This is a genomic window from Falsiroseomonas sp. (assembly GCF_041690465.1).
Lineage (GTDB): Bacteria > Pseudomonadota > Alphaproteobacteria > Acetobacterales > Acetobacteraceae > Falsiroseomonas.
In genome coordinates this window covers 1-14,176 of the sequence record NZ_JAWLHG010000007.1, presented here as the reverse complement: position 1 = coordinate 14,176, position 14,176 = coordinate 1, and the positions used below count along the sequence as shown (strand labels likewise).

11 protein-coding genes are annotated in these 14,176 nt (G+C 71.2%); 2 read left to right on the top strand and 9 right to left on the bottom strand.

What is annotated here, in order from left to right; all coding sequences use genetic code 11:
* Positions 1 to 59: 59 nt before the first annotated feature.
* Both ACESM1_RS09470 and ACESM1_RS09465 read right to left on the bottom strand, forming a co-directional pair.
* Complete coding sequence (locus tag ACESM1_RS09470; protein ID WP_372619527.1) at positions 60 to 3,461, bottom strand: beta strand repeat-containing protein; 3,402 nt, start codon at positions 3,459 to 3,461, stop codon at positions 60 to 62.
* Positions 3,462 to 3,637: 176 nt separating this feature from the next.
* On the bottom strand, positions 3,638 to 4,375 hold the full coding sequence (locus tag ACESM1_RS09465) for a GntR family transcriptional regulator (protein WP_372619526.1): 738 nt from the start codon (positions 4,373 to 4,375) through the stop codon (positions 3,638 to 3,640).
* Between the two features lie 315 nt (positions 4,376 to 4,690).
* Between ACESM1_RS09465 and ACESM1_RS09460 the strand changes: the two genes are divergently transcribed.
* Both ACESM1_RS09460 and ACESM1_RS09455 read left to right on the top strand, forming a co-directional pair.
* Complete coding sequence (locus tag ACESM1_RS09460; RefSeq protein WP_372619525.1) at positions 4,691 to 6,853, top strand: malate synthase G; 2,163 nt, start codon at positions 4,691 to 4,693, stop codon at positions 6,851 to 6,853.
* 37 nt (positions 6,854 to 6,890) lie between these two features.
* A complete protein-coding gene (locus ACESM1_RS09455; protein ID WP_372619524.1) occupies positions 6,891 to 7,469 on the top strand; it encodes a hypothetical protein in 579 nt (192 codons plus the stop codon).
* 72 nt (positions 7,470 to 7,541) lie between these two features.
* Here the strand turns inward: ACESM1_RS09455 and rseP are convergent, their stop codons facing one another.
* The 7 genes from rseP to tsf form a co-directional block, all read right to left on the bottom strand.
* On the bottom strand, positions 7,542 to 8,651 hold the full coding sequence (gene rseP / locus ACESM1_RS09450) for an RIP metalloprotease RseP (protein WP_372619523.1): 1,110 nt from the start codon (positions 8,649 to 8,651) through the stop codon (positions 7,542 to 7,544).
* A 35-nt stretch (positions 8,652 to 8,686) separates the two neighbouring features.
* Positions 8,687 to 9,871, bottom strand: a complete 1,185-nt coding sequence (gene dxr / locus ACESM1_RS09445; RefSeq protein ID WP_372619521.1) for a 1-deoxy-D-xylulose-5-phosphate reductoisomerase — start codon at positions 9,869 to 9,871, stop codon at positions 8,687 to 8,689.
* A 2-nt stretch (positions 9,872 to 9,873) separates the two neighbouring features.
* Positions 9,874 to 10,722, bottom strand: a complete 849-nt coding sequence (locus ACESM1_RS09440) for a phosphatidate cytidylyltransferase (protein ID WP_372619520.1) — start codon at positions 10,720 to 10,722, stop codon at positions 9,874 to 9,876.
* Between the two features lie 82 nt (positions 10,723 to 10,804).
* Positions 10,805 to 11,566: a polyprenyl diphosphate synthase gene (gene uppS, locus ACESM1_RS09435; RefSeq protein WP_372619807.1), complete on the bottom strand. Its 762-nt coding sequence runs from the start codon at positions 11,564 to 11,566 to the stop codon at positions 10,805 to 10,807.
* 31 nt (positions 11,567 to 11,597) lie between these two features.
* A complete protein-coding gene (frr, locus tag ACESM1_RS09430) occupies positions 11,598 to 12,170 on the bottom strand; it encodes a ribosome recycling factor (protein ID WP_372619519.1) in 573 nt (190 codons plus the stop codon).
* Between the two features lie 11 nt (positions 12,171 to 12,181).
* Entirely contained in the window at positions 12,182 to 12,904 is a 723-nt protein-coding gene (gene pyrH, locus ACESM1_RS09425; RefSeq protein WP_372619518.1) for a UMP kinase, read from the bottom strand.
* Between the two features lie 204 nt (positions 12,905 to 13,108).
* A complete protein-coding gene (tsf, locus tag ACESM1_RS09420) occupies positions 13,109 to 14,017 on the bottom strand; it encodes a translation elongation factor Ts (protein ID WP_372619517.1) in 909 nt (302 codons plus the stop codon).
* Between the last annotated feature and the right edge of the window lie 159 nt (positions 14,018 to 14,176).

The following is a 14,176-nucleotide window of genomic DNA, read 5'->3' as shown; positions in this document are numbered from 1 at the left end:
CTTCCTTCCCCCGCAGGATCGCCGCCGCCGGCCCGCCCGGCAAGGCGCCCCCCCTGCCCTCAGACCACCGCGTCCTGGAACACCAGGTTGTCACCGGGCCCGCCATCAAGGACGTCGATGCCCGGCCCGCCGACCAGCAGGTCGTCGTCTTCGCCGCCCCTCAGCGTGTCCGCGCCGTCGCTGCCGATCAGCACGTCATCGCCATCGCCGCCATTGCCGATCAGCTCGATCACCGCGCCGAGATCGGAGGCCTCCAGCACGTCCTCGCCGTCCAGCAGGTTGATCACCAGCCGGTCGGTCGCCTCGAAGCCGAGGATCTCCATCGCGAAGGAAAGGCCGAGCACGCCGATGAACTCGGCGTCGCCCACCACCAGCGCCAGGTCGTCGCCGGCGGTGGCATTGATGATGATGGTGTCCACCTGGCCGTCGCCGCCACCACCGATGGCGGAAAGGTCGATGCTGATGTCGATGACGTCCGTGCCCGACAGGTCGTTGATGATGATGGTGTCGGCGCCCCCCGCGGCGCGGAGGTAGAGCGCCTCCACGCCGTTGACGTCCATCGTCACGTTCGCCACGTCGCGGAACAGGCTCACGCGACTGCCGACGGCGGCGATGTCGATGATCTCGGCGGCATCGCTGCCGTTGAAGTCCAGCAGGTCATAGCCGGCCTCGCCCTCGATCACGTCGCTGCCGTCGCCCGGGTTCCAGACGAAGACGTCATCGCCCGCGCCGAGCAGGGCGAGGTCGTTGCCCTGGCCGCCAGCGAAGATGTCAACGCCCGCCGAGCCCAGCATCACGTCGGCGCCGCGCCCGCCATCGGCGACCAGCTGCAGCGCGTCGGCGCCGAGGTTGGTGGCGTCGATCACGTCATCCCCGTCGAACGCCTCCAGCGTCAGCTGCTCCTGCGCGCCATCGAGCCCGAGCAGCACCACCTGCGCCTGCAGCCCGAACACCAGCACGCCGCCCGCATCGCCCGCCACGATGAACACGTCGGCGCCTCGCGTCCCCTTGATCGTCACGCTGTCCGCCTCGCCATCGCCGCCACCCCCGGCGCCGCTCAGGTCGATATCCACCCGCGTCACGTCGGTGCCGGTGAGATCGGCGATGACGACATCGTCCGCTCCCCCGAGCGCGCGGTACTCGATCCGCTCCACATCGTTCAGGTTCATCACGACGTTGCCGACATCGCGGGCGAAGCGCGTGCGGCCGCTGCCGCCGATGGGGGAGATGTCGACGGCCTCCGCCGCGCCGCTGCCGAGGAACAGCAGCGTGTCGAAGCCGCCCTCGCCCTCCACCTGGTCGCTGCCATCGCCCGGGTTCCACACGAAGGTGTCGTCGCCCGCACCGAGGCGCACGTAGTCGTCGCCCTGGTTGCCGAGGACGAGGTCATTGCCGCTGCCACCGATCAACACATCCGCGCCGCGGCTGCCGAGGATGGTATCGTCGCCATTGCCGCCGTTGAGCCGCAGCTTGACGACCCCGGCCTCCAGCGCGGATGCGTCCACCAGGTCGTCGCCATTGGCGGCATTGATCGTCAGGTGGTCGTTGGCGCCCTCGGACGCCGTCACGGTGACCAGGGCGGCGAGGCCCGCCACCGCGAAGGTGCTGCCCGCGCCGAACACCCCGATCGCCTCGTCGGCGCCGCTGGCACCCACTACCAGCGTGTCGGCCTCGCCGTCGCCGATATTGCCGCCCGGCGTCGCGGCGAGGTTGAGGCGCACCTCCGTCGCACCGGTCGCCGCCAGGTTGCCCAGCTTGACCAGGTCGGCGCCACCGGCGGCCTGGACATCGAGGATCTCGACGCCGGCAACGTCCATCACGACGTTGCCGACATCCCGCGTGAAGCGCAGTCGGTTGCCGTTCGCCGCCGCCTCGATCACCTCGGCCGCGTCGCTGGCATTGAACCGCAGCCTGTCGGTGCCGGCGTCGCCCTCCACCAGGTCGCTGCCGTCGCCGGGATTCCACAGGAACACGTCGTTGCCGTCGCCGCCGAGCAGCACATCCTCGCCGATGCCGCCGCGGATGACGTCGTCCCCCTCGTTGCCGACCAGGACGTCGTCCCCATCGACGCCGACCAGCACGTCCGCGCCGCGGCTGCCGAGCATGGTGTCGTCGCCGGCGCCACCATGGAGCCGCAGCGCGATGATCCCGGCATCCAGCGCGGAGGCATCCACGAAATCGTCGCCCGCGCCGGCATTGATCATCAGCTGGTCATTGGCGCCTTCGGCCTCGGTCACGATGACCAGCGCCGCGAGGCCGACCACCGCGACGTCGCTGCCCGCGCCGAACACCCCGATCACATCGCCGAGGGCGGTGCCCCCCACCACGACGGTGTCGGCCTGCCCGTCGCCGGTGCTGCCAGCCGGCGTCGCGGCCAGGTTGATGCGCACCTCCTCGACATCGGTGGCCGCCAGGTTGCCCAGCCTGATCAGGTCGGCGCCGCCAGCGGCCTGGATGGCGAGGATCTCCACATCATCCGCGTCCATCACGATGTTGCCGACATCGCGCGTGAGGCGCAGGCGGCCGCCGTTCGCCGTCGCCTCCATCACCTCGTTCGCGCCGCTGCCGTTGAACACCAGCACGTCGGTGCCGGCGTCGCCCTCCACCACGTCGTTGCCATCGCCCGGGTCCCAGACGAACACGTCGTTGCCGGCCCCGAGCCGCGCCAGGTCGTTGCCTTGCCGGCCGGCCACGAAGTCGTTGCCGTCGCCGCCAAGCAGCGTGTCCGCGCCGTTGCCGCCGATGATGGTATCGGCGCCGCCGCCGCCATCCACCGTCAGGGAGACCACTCCGGCGAGGTTGCTGCCGGCGACGAACAGGTCGGCGCCGCCGCCCATGTTCACCACCACCGCCTCGATGTCGCCGGCATCGATGGCGAAGGCCACCGGGCCGGGGCTCTCGATCCGCACCCGCAGGCCGTCGGTGCTGACGCCGAAGGCCTCGGGGCCGCTGCCGCCGTTGATCTCGGCGGTGTCGGTGCCGTCGCCGCCTTCGAAGACGTCGCTGCCGTCTCCGGCATTCCAGACCAGCCGATCATCGCCGGTCTCGCCGTACACCGTGTCGGCACCCTGGCCGCCGACCAGCGTGTCGTTGCCCGACCCGCCGAACAGCCGGTCGTCGCCACCACGCCCAAAAAGCACGTCGTCATTCGCCTGGCCGAACAGCTGGTCCACGCCGGACCCGCCGGTCAGCGTGTCGTCGCCATCGCCGCCGGCGAGATCGGCCGAGGGCAGCGCGCCGGCGCTCTCGTCGAGCGTGATGGCATCGTCGCCACCCTGGCCGACCGCCGTGAGCAGCAGGGTGTTGGCGACCGTGGGCGTGCCGCCGGGTGTCGGCACCGCGCCGCCATTGACGAACAGCAAGCCGGCCGCGTCGCGGCTGAAATCGATGACGTTGCTGTCCCCATCGGCGATCACGCCGAGTACGCCTGCCGCGGGCACGAAGATGCTGTTGATGGCCATGACGTCCTGCTCCACCGCTGGTGAACGATGGGCGGAAGCTAGGATGGCAACATTGCGCTTGGATTTCGTGCCGGTACTGGAATCAGACTCGTGATGCGCGAGAGAGTCACCTTGCCGTTACGAATCCACATCCAGTTGACGAAGGGATCTCCTGCTCGCCGGATGGTAGGGGCGCGTCAGCGTCGCTGCGTTCGCCGCGCCATGATGGCGCCTTCAAAGTCGAAGGATTCGTGCCAGCCGAGATGCGCTTCCAGCGCCGCCTGCGCGCCAGCGGCATCGCCGCGCGCCAGGCAGTCGAGCAGCGCGCGATGCTCGGCCGCCACGGCCGGCGCGGGACGCACGCCCTGGCCAAGGCCCCACACAACTGCAAGCTGCCGCGCCAAGCCGAGCCACAACCCGTACAGCACGGCATTGCCGGAGGCACGGCAGATCTCGCCATGCAGCGCGACATCGGCGGCGACGATGGTCGCCCGGTCGCTCTCGGCCAGTGCCTGCTCATAGGCGGCCGCGGCGCGGCGGGCCGCGGCGATGCGTGCCTCCCCGCCGCCGGCGGCCGCGATCTCCTTCAGCGCGAGCAGCTCCAGCGCCGCGCGCACGCGGGTGAGCTCCGCCACCCCACGGTTGGTCACCTGCATCAGCCGCATGCCCTTGTAGGGCGTGCTGACCACGATGCCCTGGCTCTCCAGCAGGCGCAGCGCCTCCCGCACGGGAACCCGGCTTATCCCGAGGTCCCGCGCGATCTCGGCCTCCACCAACCGGTCGCCGGGCAGGAAAGCACCGCGCGCGGCGGCGGCCACCACCGCCTCCGCGGCCTGTTCAACCATGGTACGCGGCTGCACGGGCGCCATGCGCCGCACGGGCAAGTCGTCGGTGCGCAGCGCTTCGGGTGCTGCCGCGGTGGTGGTGGGGCTCACGGTTCGCAGTCGTTCTCGGGAATTTGAAGAGCTTAGTTGCAATCCCCAGGATCATGAAGTCCGGTGTGACCTGGGAACGACACCATGTCGCAAGGTGTCACCCGAACGCCACGATCGTCGGATCCATCGGCCACATTTCGTGTTATGGTTGCGGGATCGCGAGGGCTGCCACACATCCGCAACCGTCGCGGACCGCCGGGCGGTGGCAGCGCCGCATGGTGTTCCCGACCCCCTTGCCTCGGCGGGAGATCGGCCGCAAACCCCGCCCGCCCGCTGCCCTTCTTCGAGGCGGCCGGCCAGACGGGAGTGGAACAGGTGGCAGGAACGGTCCGGATCGGCGGCCTCGACGTGGCGGCCGCGCTGCGCGACTTCATCGAGCACGAGGCACTGCCCGGCACCGGCGTCGAGGCGGCACGCTTCTGGGCCTCCTTCGAGGCGATCCTGCGGGAATGGGCACCGCGCAACGCGGCGCTGCTGGCCAGGCGCGACGAGTTGCAGGCCAAGATCGACGCCTGGCACCGCGCCAACCCGGCCCGGCCGGTGGACCTGCACGCCTACAAGGCGATGCTCACAGAGATCGGCTACCTGCTGCCCGAGCCGCCCGATTTCCAGGTCGGGACCACCGGCGTGGATGCCGAGATCGCCCATATCGCCGGGCCGCAGCTGGTCGTGCCGGTCTCCAACGCCCGCTATGCGCTCAACGCCGCCAATGCGCGGTGGGGCAGCCTCTACGACGCGCTGTACGGCACCGATGTCATCCCCGAGGCCGAGGGCGCGGAGAAGGGCAAGGGCTACAACCCCGTGCGCGGCGCCAAGGTCATCGCCTTCGCCCGCCGGGTGCTCGACCAGGCCGCCCCGCTCGCCGGCGGCGTCTCCCACGCCCAGACGGCAGGCTATGCCATCGAGGCCGGTGCGCTCACCGCGACGCTGACGGATGGCCGCAAGGTCGGGCTGGCGCGGCCCGGCCAGTGCGTCGGCTACCAGGGCGATCCCTGGTCGCCGCAGGCGGTGCTGCTGGTCAACCACGGCATGCACCTGGAACTGCACATCGACCGTACCAGCGCGATCGGCAAGGACGACCCGGCCGGGATCAGCGACGTGGTGATGGAGGCCGCGGTCACCACGATCATGGATTGCGAGGATTCCGTCGCGGCGGTGGATGCCGCCGACAAGGTGCTGGTGTACCGGAACTGGCTCGGCCTGATGAAGGGCGACCTGACGGCGGAGCTGGAGAAGGGCGGCAGGACCGTCACCCGCCGGCTGAACCCGGACCGCATCTGGAAGACCCCCTCGGGCGGCGCCGTCACGCTGCATGGCCGCTCGGTGATGCTGGTGCGCAATGTCGGCCACCACATGATGACCGATGCCGTGACCCTCGACGGTGCCGAGACGCCGGAGACGGTGCTGGATGCGATGTGCACGGTGGCGATCGCGCTGCACGACATCCGCGGCAAGCGCCTGAACTCGCGCGCCGGCAGCGTCTACATCGTGAAGCCCAAGATGCACGGCCCGGAGGAGGTCGCCGCCGCCGATGCGCTGTTCGCCAGGGTGGAGGACGCGCTCGGCCTGCCGCGCGCCACGCTCAAGATGGGCATCATGGACGAGGAGCGGCGCACCACGGTGAACCTCAAGGCCTGCATCAAGGCCGCGAAGGACCGCGTGGTGTTCATCAACACCGGCTTCCTCGACCGCACCGGCGACGAGATCCACACCGCGATGGAAGCCGGCGCCGTCGTTCGCAAGAACGACATGAAGGGCCTGCCCTGGATCAAGGCCTATGAGGAGTGGAACGTCGAGGTCGGCCTCGCCTGCGGCCTGCGCGGCCGGGCGCAGATCGGCAAGGGCATGTGGGCGATGCCCGACATGATGGCCGCCATGCTGCAGCAGAAGATCGGCCACCCGAAGGCCGGCGCCAACACCGCCTGGGTCCCCTCCCCCACCGCCGCCACGCTGCACGCGCTGCACTACCACGAGGTGGACGTCGCCGCCCGCCAGGCCGAGATCGCCGAGGGCGGCCGCCGCGCCAGCCTGGACGACATCCTCACCGTGCCGCTGGCCGAGAACACGAACTGGGCGCCGAGCGACGTGCAGGCCGAGCTCGACAACAACGCCCAGGGCATCCTGGGCTATGTGGTGCGCTGGGTGGACCAGGGCGTCGGCTGCTCCAAGGTGCCGGACATCAACGATGTCGGGCTGATGGAGGACCGCGCGACGCTGCGCATCTCCTCCCAGCACATCGCCAACTGGCTGCGCCACGGCATCTGCTCGAAGGAGCAGGTGATGGAGACGATGCGTCGCATGGCCGCCGTGGTGGACCGCCAGAACGCCGGTGACCCGCTCTACACGCCGATGGCGCCGGGCTTCGAAGGGGTGGCGTTCAAGGCCGCCTGCGACCTGGTCTTCGAGGGCGCGGCACAGCCGAACGGCTACACCGAATTCGTGCTGCACCGCCGGCGCCGCGAGGCGAAGGCCGCCTGACCGCCGGCGGCCGGTCGGCACGCGGGGGGCAGGCCGCTTGGACGCCGGGATCCTGGCCGAGTTGCAGCGCCGCTACGCGGAGCCGCACCGCACCTGGCATCGCTGGCCGCGCGTGGCGGAGATGCTGGAGCAGACGGAGGAGGTGGCCGGCGCCATTGCCGACCGCCAGGCCTTCATCCTGGCCGCGCTGTTCCATCGCGCGGTGTTCGACCGGCGCCTGCCGGACAGTGCCGCGCAGAGCATCGCGCTGATGCGCGAACTGCTGCCGGGCACGCCGAAGCCACGGCTGGCGCGCGCGGCGGTGCTGATCCAGGCGCTCGCACGGCAGGACCTGCCGGAGACCCGCGATCCCTCGCTGCGCGGCGACGCGTCGCTGATGCTCGACATGGACCGCGCCGTGCTGGGGGCGCCGGCGGCCGAGTTCGATGCCCATGAGGCGGCGTTCCGGCGCGAATTCGCCCATCTCGGCGACGACGCCTATGCCGCGGGCCGCTCCGGCGCGCTGCAGATGCTGCTCTGGCGGGAGCGCATCTTCCACACCGACCGCTACTTCCTGGAGCGCGAGCGCCGCGCGCGCAGCAACGTCACGCGGCTGCTCAAGCGGCTGATCGGATAGCCGGACCGGAAGCCGGCGATGAACGCCCCGGCGTGCCCACTCCTCGGTGTGCACGCCCGGGGCGAAGGCGGCCTACCCGAACAGCCCGGCCGCCCAGCGCACCACGCCGAGGTTGATCAGGTCGTTCCAGGTGGCGAAGACGAACAGCGTGATCAGCAGTGCGAAGCCGGCGCGGAAGCCGATCTCCTGCGCGCGCGGCGGCAGCGGCCGGCCACGGATCGCCTCCGCCGCATAGAATACCAGATGCCCGCCATCCAGCACCGGGATGGGAAACAGGTTGATCAGCGCCAGGTTGACCGACAGCACCGCCATGAAGCCGACCAGGCTGGCCAGCCCGAGCCGCGCCGCGTCGCCCGCGATCTTGCCGATGCCGAGCGGCCCGCCCAGGTCGTCCGTGCCGCGGCTGCCGGTGATCATCTGCCAGACCGCCGCCAGGGTCTGCGCGCTGACATCCCAGGTCTGCACCGTGCCCGCCCAGACGGCGGAGAAGGGATCGAGGCGCTCGAACTCCGCCGGGCCGGTGGCCACGCCCAGCACGCCGACGCTGCGACCGCCGTTCTCCCGCGCCAGCGGCGTGGCGCGGAAGCTGCGCTCCACGCCTTCGCGCACCACCGTGACCTCCACCTCCTGGCCGGCGCGCGGCTGGATGTGGCGCTGCACCTGGTCGAAGCGGGTGATCGTCTGGCCGTCCAGCGCGATGATACGATCGCCGGGCAGCAGCCCCGCGCGCTCCGCGGCGGAGTTCTCCATCACCGCGCCGACCGCGGTGGTCGTGGTCGGCTGGCCCACCGTGGCGAAGAGCCCGGCGAAGAGCAGCGCGGCGAGGGCGAAATTGGCGATCGGGCCGGCGGCGACGACGATGGCGCGGTCACGTACCGGCTTGTCGTGGAAGGTCTCGCCCCGGCGCCAGGCGGCCTGCACCTCGGGCGGGGCGTCGGCGGCGGTCTCCTGCCCGTGCAGCTTCACATAGCCGCCGAGGGGGATCCAGCCGATGCGCCACTGCGTGCCGCGCTTGTCCTCCCAGCTGGCGAGCGGGCGGCCGAAGCCGACGGCGAAGCGCTCCACGTGAACGCCGCGCCAGCGGGCCGCCAGGTAATGGCCGAGCTCATGGATGAAGACGAGGACGCCCAGCACCACCACGAAGGCGAGGATGGTGCGGATCGGATCGGGCAGGAACTCCACGTGGCTCTCCGGTTCGGCCGGTCCTCGGCCTGTTGTCAAACGGCGTAGGCGCGTGCCTCGGCCTGGCGCGCCGCCTCGGCGCGGGCATCCGCATCCAGCGCGATGATCGCCTCCAGCCCCTCGGGCCGGCAGGCGGGCAGCCGCGCCAGGGTGTCCTCGACCACCGCGGCGATGTCGAGGAAGCGGAGGCGCCGTTCCAGGAACAGGCCCACCGCCGTCTCGTTCGCCGCATTCAATATGGTTGGTGCCCCGCCCCCCGCCAACAGGGCCGCGCGCGCCAGGCGCAGCGCCGGGAAGCGCAGCGGATCGGGGGCGAAGAACTCCAGCCGCGCCAGCGCCACCAGGTCGAGGCGCGGGATCTCCGCCGCCATGCGCTCCGGCCAGGCGAGCGCATGGGCGATCGGGGTGCGCATGTCCGGCGTGCCGAGCTGCGCCAGGATCGAGCCGTCGGCGTATTGCACCATGCCATGCACCGCCGATTGCGGATGCACCAGCACCTCGATCCGGTCGGGCGGCAAGCCGAACAGGTGCGCCGCCTCGATCACCTCAAGGCCCTTGTTCATCATGGTGGCGCTGTCGATGCTGATCTTGGCGCCCATCGACCAGACCGGGTGGCGCAGCGCCTGGTCCGGCGTCACCGTCGCCATGCGCTCCAGCGGCCAGTCGCGGAACGGGCCACCCGAGGCGGTCAGCACCACCTTCTCGATGGCCGCCGGGGAGCAGCCGGCGAGGCATTGGAACACCGCGTTGTGCTCGGAATCGACCGGCAGCAGCGTCGCGCCGCCGCGCCGCGCGGCCGCCAGCACCAACTCGGCGGCGCAGACCAGGCTTTCCTTGTTCGCCAGTGCCAGCGTGCCGCCGCGGGCGAGTGCCGCGAGGGTGGAGCGCAGCCCGACGGCTCCGACGATCGCCGCCATGGTCCAGTCCGCCGGCCGGGCCGCCGCCTCGATCACCGCCTCCGGGCCGGCGGCCAGCTCGATGCCCTGGCCGCCGAGTTCGGCCTTCAGCCCGGCATAGGCGGCGTGGTCGGCGACCACCGCGAGGCGGGCACGGAAGCGCCTGGCCTGCTCGGCGAGGGTGCCGACATCCCGGTTGGCGACCAGCGCCTCGATGCGGAAGGCGCCGGGGGCCGCCGCCTCCATCAACGCCATGGTGGAACGCCCGACCGAGCCGGTGGCACCGAGGATCGAGACGGACCGCGCCATGCTCAGCTTCGCCATGCTCAGCCCCATGCCCACAGCACCCGGCCCTGGCCGAGCGCGAAGGAGAGCAGCGCCGCCACCGGCGCCGCGGCCAGCACGCCGTCCAGCCGGTCCAACACGCCGCCATGGCCGGGGATGAGGTGGGACGAGTCCTTCACATGGAAATGCCGCTTGATTGCGCTCTCCAGCAGGTCACCGCCCTGGGAGGCCAGGCCGAGCAGGGCCGCGACGGCCAGCACCGCCAGAGCGCCGGCCCCAGGGGTGAAGGCGAGCGCGCAGGCAAGCCCGACGATCATCGCCGCCAGCAGCCCGCCCGCCGCGCCCGCCCAGGTCTTGTTGGGGGAGATGGCCGGCCAGAGCTTCGGCCCGCCCAGCATCCGCCCGGCCATGTAGGCGCCGATATCGGACGCCCAGACCACCAGGAACAGGAACAGCACATTGGCGCGCCCCGCCTCGCCGTCATGGCGCAGCTCGATCAGCGCGATGCCGGCCAGCCCGATATACAGCACGCCGAGCGCCAGCCGCAGCGCCGGCTGGGTGAGCGCCGCCATGCGGTGGGCGAACCACCAGGAAACGCCGAAGCCGATCGCCAGCACCACCAGCGCCCAGCGCGCCTGGTCCTGCACCGCCAGCGCCCCGGCGGCGAAGACGGCGAGCGGCACCGCCATCCCCGGCAGCACCCGCACCCGCCGGCCGCACATGTGCACCCATTCCCAGGCGAGCAGCGCCACGGCCAGTGCCATCATGCCGGTGAAGGCCTCGGCGCCCAGCCAGATGCTCGCCACCGCCGCCGGGCCGAGCACCGCCGCCGAGAGGAAGCGCTTGCGCAGATCGCCCCAGCGCTTGGCGCGCCGCGCCGCCGCGGTCAACGTGGCCTCCGAAACAGCCTCGGCCGCCGCATCGGCAGCCGCCTGACCCCGCGCCGCGCCGCCCGTCACGGTGCCACCGCGATCAGGCCGCCCGGGCGCCGAAGCGCCGCTCGCGCCGCGCATAGTCGCCGAAGGCCGCTTCCAGCTCCTTGGGGCCGTAATCCGGCCAGAGCACGTCCTGGAACACGAACTCGGCATAGGCGGCCTGCCAGAGCAGGAAGTTGGAGATCCGCTTCTCGCCGGAGGTGCGGATGATCAGGTCCGGGTCCGGCATCCCCGCCGTGCCGAGGAAGCCGCCGAAGCTCGTCTCGTCCACCGTCTCCGGGTCGAGCGTGCCGGCGGCGGCGCGCCGGGCGATCTCGCGCGCCGCGGCGGCGATCTCCGCCCGCCCGCCATAGGAGAGCGCCACGTTGAGGTTGAGCCGCGTGCCGCCCGCCGTCGCCGCCTCCGCCTTCGTGATGGCGCGAACCAGCTCCGGCCCGAAGCGCTCGCGCTCGCCGATCACCCGCAGGCGGACGCCCTCCTTGATGAGACGGGAGACCTCGGTGGCGAGGTAGTGGCGCATCAGCGCGGTCAGGTCGCGCACCTCCTCGGCCGGCCGCTGCCAGTTCTCGGAGGAAAAGGCGAACAGTGTCAGCCAGCCCACCCCGGCATGGCCCGCCGACTCGATGATGCGGCGCGCCGCCTCGGCGCCGGCCTTGTGGCCGAGCGCGCGCGGCAGCCCGCGGGCAGAGGCCCAGCGGCCGTTGCCGTCCATGATGATGCCAACATGGCGGGGCACGCCGGGCGGCGTGCCGGAAGCCGCCGCAGGGCCGTTCGCCGTGGCCCGTGCGGCCGCGCTCATCCCGTCCATCAAAGCCCGTCCTGGGGTACGATCAACCGGTCCGGATGTCCTTCTCCTTCTCTGCGAGCGCGGCGTCTATCTGTTTGATGTGCGAATCCGTCATCTTCTGCACTTCCTCGGACCAGCGCTTCACGTCGTCCTGGCTGGCCTCGGACTTCTTGTCCTTCTCCCATCCCTTGACCGTCTCCATGCCGTCGCGGCGCACGCCGCGAACCGCGACCCGCGCGGCCTCGGCATATTTGGCGGCGGTCTTTGCCAAATCATTACGACGTTCCTGGGTCAGCGGCGGCAGTGGCACGCGGATCACCTGGCCCTCGGCCATCGGGTTCAGCCCGAGGCCCGAGTCGCGGATCGCGACCTCCACCTGCTTGGTGATGGAGCGGTCGAACACCTGCACCGAGAGCAGGCCCGGCCCGGCGATGGAGATGTTCGCCACCTGGTTCAGGGGCTGGTTGGTGCCGTAGGCCTCCACCCGGATCGGCTCCAGCAAGGCGGGGCTGGCGCGACCGGTGCGCAGGCCGGCGAACTCCTTCCGCAGCGTCTCCATCGCGCCATCCATGCGGCGCTGCAGGTCGGCCTTCAGTGCGGGAAAATCGGCGGGCATCTGCCTCCCCCTCAGAGATCAACGACCGTGGTGAACTTGCCCTCGCCCTTCATCACGGCGGTGAAGGCACCCGGTTCGTGGATGTTGAACACGACGATCGGCAGCTTATTCTCGCGCGCCAGGCTGATCGCGGCGGCGTCCATCACCGCGAGGTCGCGCGCCAGCATGTCGAGATAGGTGAGCGTGACGTAGCGCTCGGCATTCGGGTTCTTGCGCGGATCGGCGGAATAGACGCCGTCCACCTGCGTGCCCTTGAGCAACGCGTCGCAGCCCATCTCGGCGGCGCGCAGGGCCGCCGCGGTGTCGGTGGTGAAGAAGGGGTTGCCGGTGCCGGCGGCGAAGATCACCACGCGGCCCTTCTCCATGTGGCGGATGGCGCGGCGCCGGATGAAGGGCTCCGCCAGCGAGGCCATCGGGATCGCGCTCTGCACGCGCGTGGTCACGCCGAGCTTCTCGAGCCCGTTCTGCATCGCCAGCGCGTTCATCACGGTCGCCAGCATGCCCATGCCATCGGCCTGCGCGCGGTCCATCCCGGCGGAAGCGCCGGCGACGCCGCGGAAGATGTTGCCACCGCCGATCACCAGGCAAACCTCGACGCCGAGGGCCACCACGTCCCGCACATCCTCGGCAATCGCGCGCAGCGTCTTCAGGTCGAGCCCGTAGTCACGATCGCCCATCAACGCCTCGCCCGAGACCTTCAGCAGCACGCGCTTGTAGCGGGGGGTATCGGTCATCAGGGCTCCAGGCAGACTCCGGCCGGCGAGGTGGCGGAGGGCGGCGGAAGATAGGCGCCGCGATGTGGCGACGGCAAGGCAGGTGTCGCCAACGATGCACGCCAGGGTGGCGCCAGGCCGGGTACATACGCACGGCCCGGGGCGCACCGCACCCCGGGCCGTTCACGTCCTGGTCAGTGGCCGCGCGTGGCGTGGCCCGCCGGCTCAGCCCTTGCTCATCGACGCCACTTCCGCGGCGAAGTCCGAGGCTTCCTTCTGGATGCCCTCGCCGAGCTGGAAGCGGGCGAAACCGGTCAGCTTGCCGCCGGCCTTCTGCACCACCTGCTTCACGCGGCTCTCGCCGTCATGCACCCAGACCTGCTCCAGCAGCACCACTTCCTCGTAGTATTTCCGGATGCGGCCCTCGATCATCTTCTCGATGATCTCGGGCTTCTTGCCGGAAGCGGCGGCCTGCTCGCGCAGCACGTCCTTCTCGCGCTCCAGCGCCGAGCTCTCCACCGAGGCGATGTCGAGCGCCTCCGGCTTGGCGGCGGCGACATGCATCCCGATCTGCCGGCCGAGCATCTCCAGCGCCTCGATCTCGGACGCCGCTTCCAGCGCGACCAGGCAGCCGATCTTGCCGAGGCCGGGCTTCACCGCGTTGTGCACATAGGAGGCGACGGTGCCGCTCTCGACCCGCAGCACGCGGGCGCGGCGGATGGTCATGTTCTCGCCGATCGTGGCGATCAGGCGGGTCAGCTCCTCCTGGGTGGAGTGGCGGGTGCCCGGGAAGGTCGCCGCCTTCAGCGCCTCGACGTCATCACCGACGGAAAGCGCCAGGCTGGCGACTTCGGCCACGAAGTTCTGGAAGGTCTCGTTGCGCGCAACGAAGTCGGTCTCGGCGTTCACCTCGACCATGGCACCCACGCCGGGACCGCTCGCCACGCCGACCAGACCCTCGGCGGCGACGCGGCCGGACTTCTTGGCGGCCGCGGAGAGGCCCTTCTTGCGCAGCCAGTCGATCGCGCCCTCGAGGTCGCCATCCGACTCGGTCAGCGCCTTCTTGCAGTCCATCATGCCGGCGCCGGTGCGCTCGCGCAGTTCGCGCACCATCGCCGCGGTGATCTCGGCCATCGGAGACTCCTTTTCGTGCCCTCAAACGCGTCGTGCCAGAGGCACGCCTTCGGCATGGCGCGGCCTGCGGCCGCATGGCTGCGCGCCACGGGGCGCGGCGCCCATCCGGGCGCCCGGCCGGCGTTCGCCGGCCGGCAGCGCAGCCGGGCACCGTCACAT

Bases quoted from the DNA above. Each gene is read 5' to 3' on its own strand.
- ACESM1_RS09470 (WP_372619527.1), bottom strand. From the start codon at position 3,461: ATGGCCATCAACAGCATCTTCGTGCCCGCGGCAGGCGTACTCGGCGTG.
- dxr (WP_372619521.1), bottom strand. From the start codon at position 9,871: ATGGCGAAGCTGAGCATGGCGCGGTCCGTCTCGATCCTCGGTGCCACC.
- uppS (WP_372619807.1), bottom strand. From the start codon at position 11,566: ATGAGCGCGGCCGCACGGGCCACGGCGAACGGCCCTGCGGCGGCTTCC.
- frr (WP_372619519.1), bottom strand. From the start codon at position 12,170: ATGCCCGCCGATTTTCCCGCACTGAAGGCCGACCTGCAGCGCCGCATG.
- pyrH (WP_372619518.1), bottom strand. From the start codon at position 12,904: ATGACCGATACCCCCCGCTACAAGCGCGTGCTGCTGAAGGTCTCGGGC.
- tsf (WP_372619517.1), bottom strand. From the start codon at position 14,017: ATGGCCGAGATCACCGCGGCGATGGTGCGCGAACTGCGCGAGCGCACC.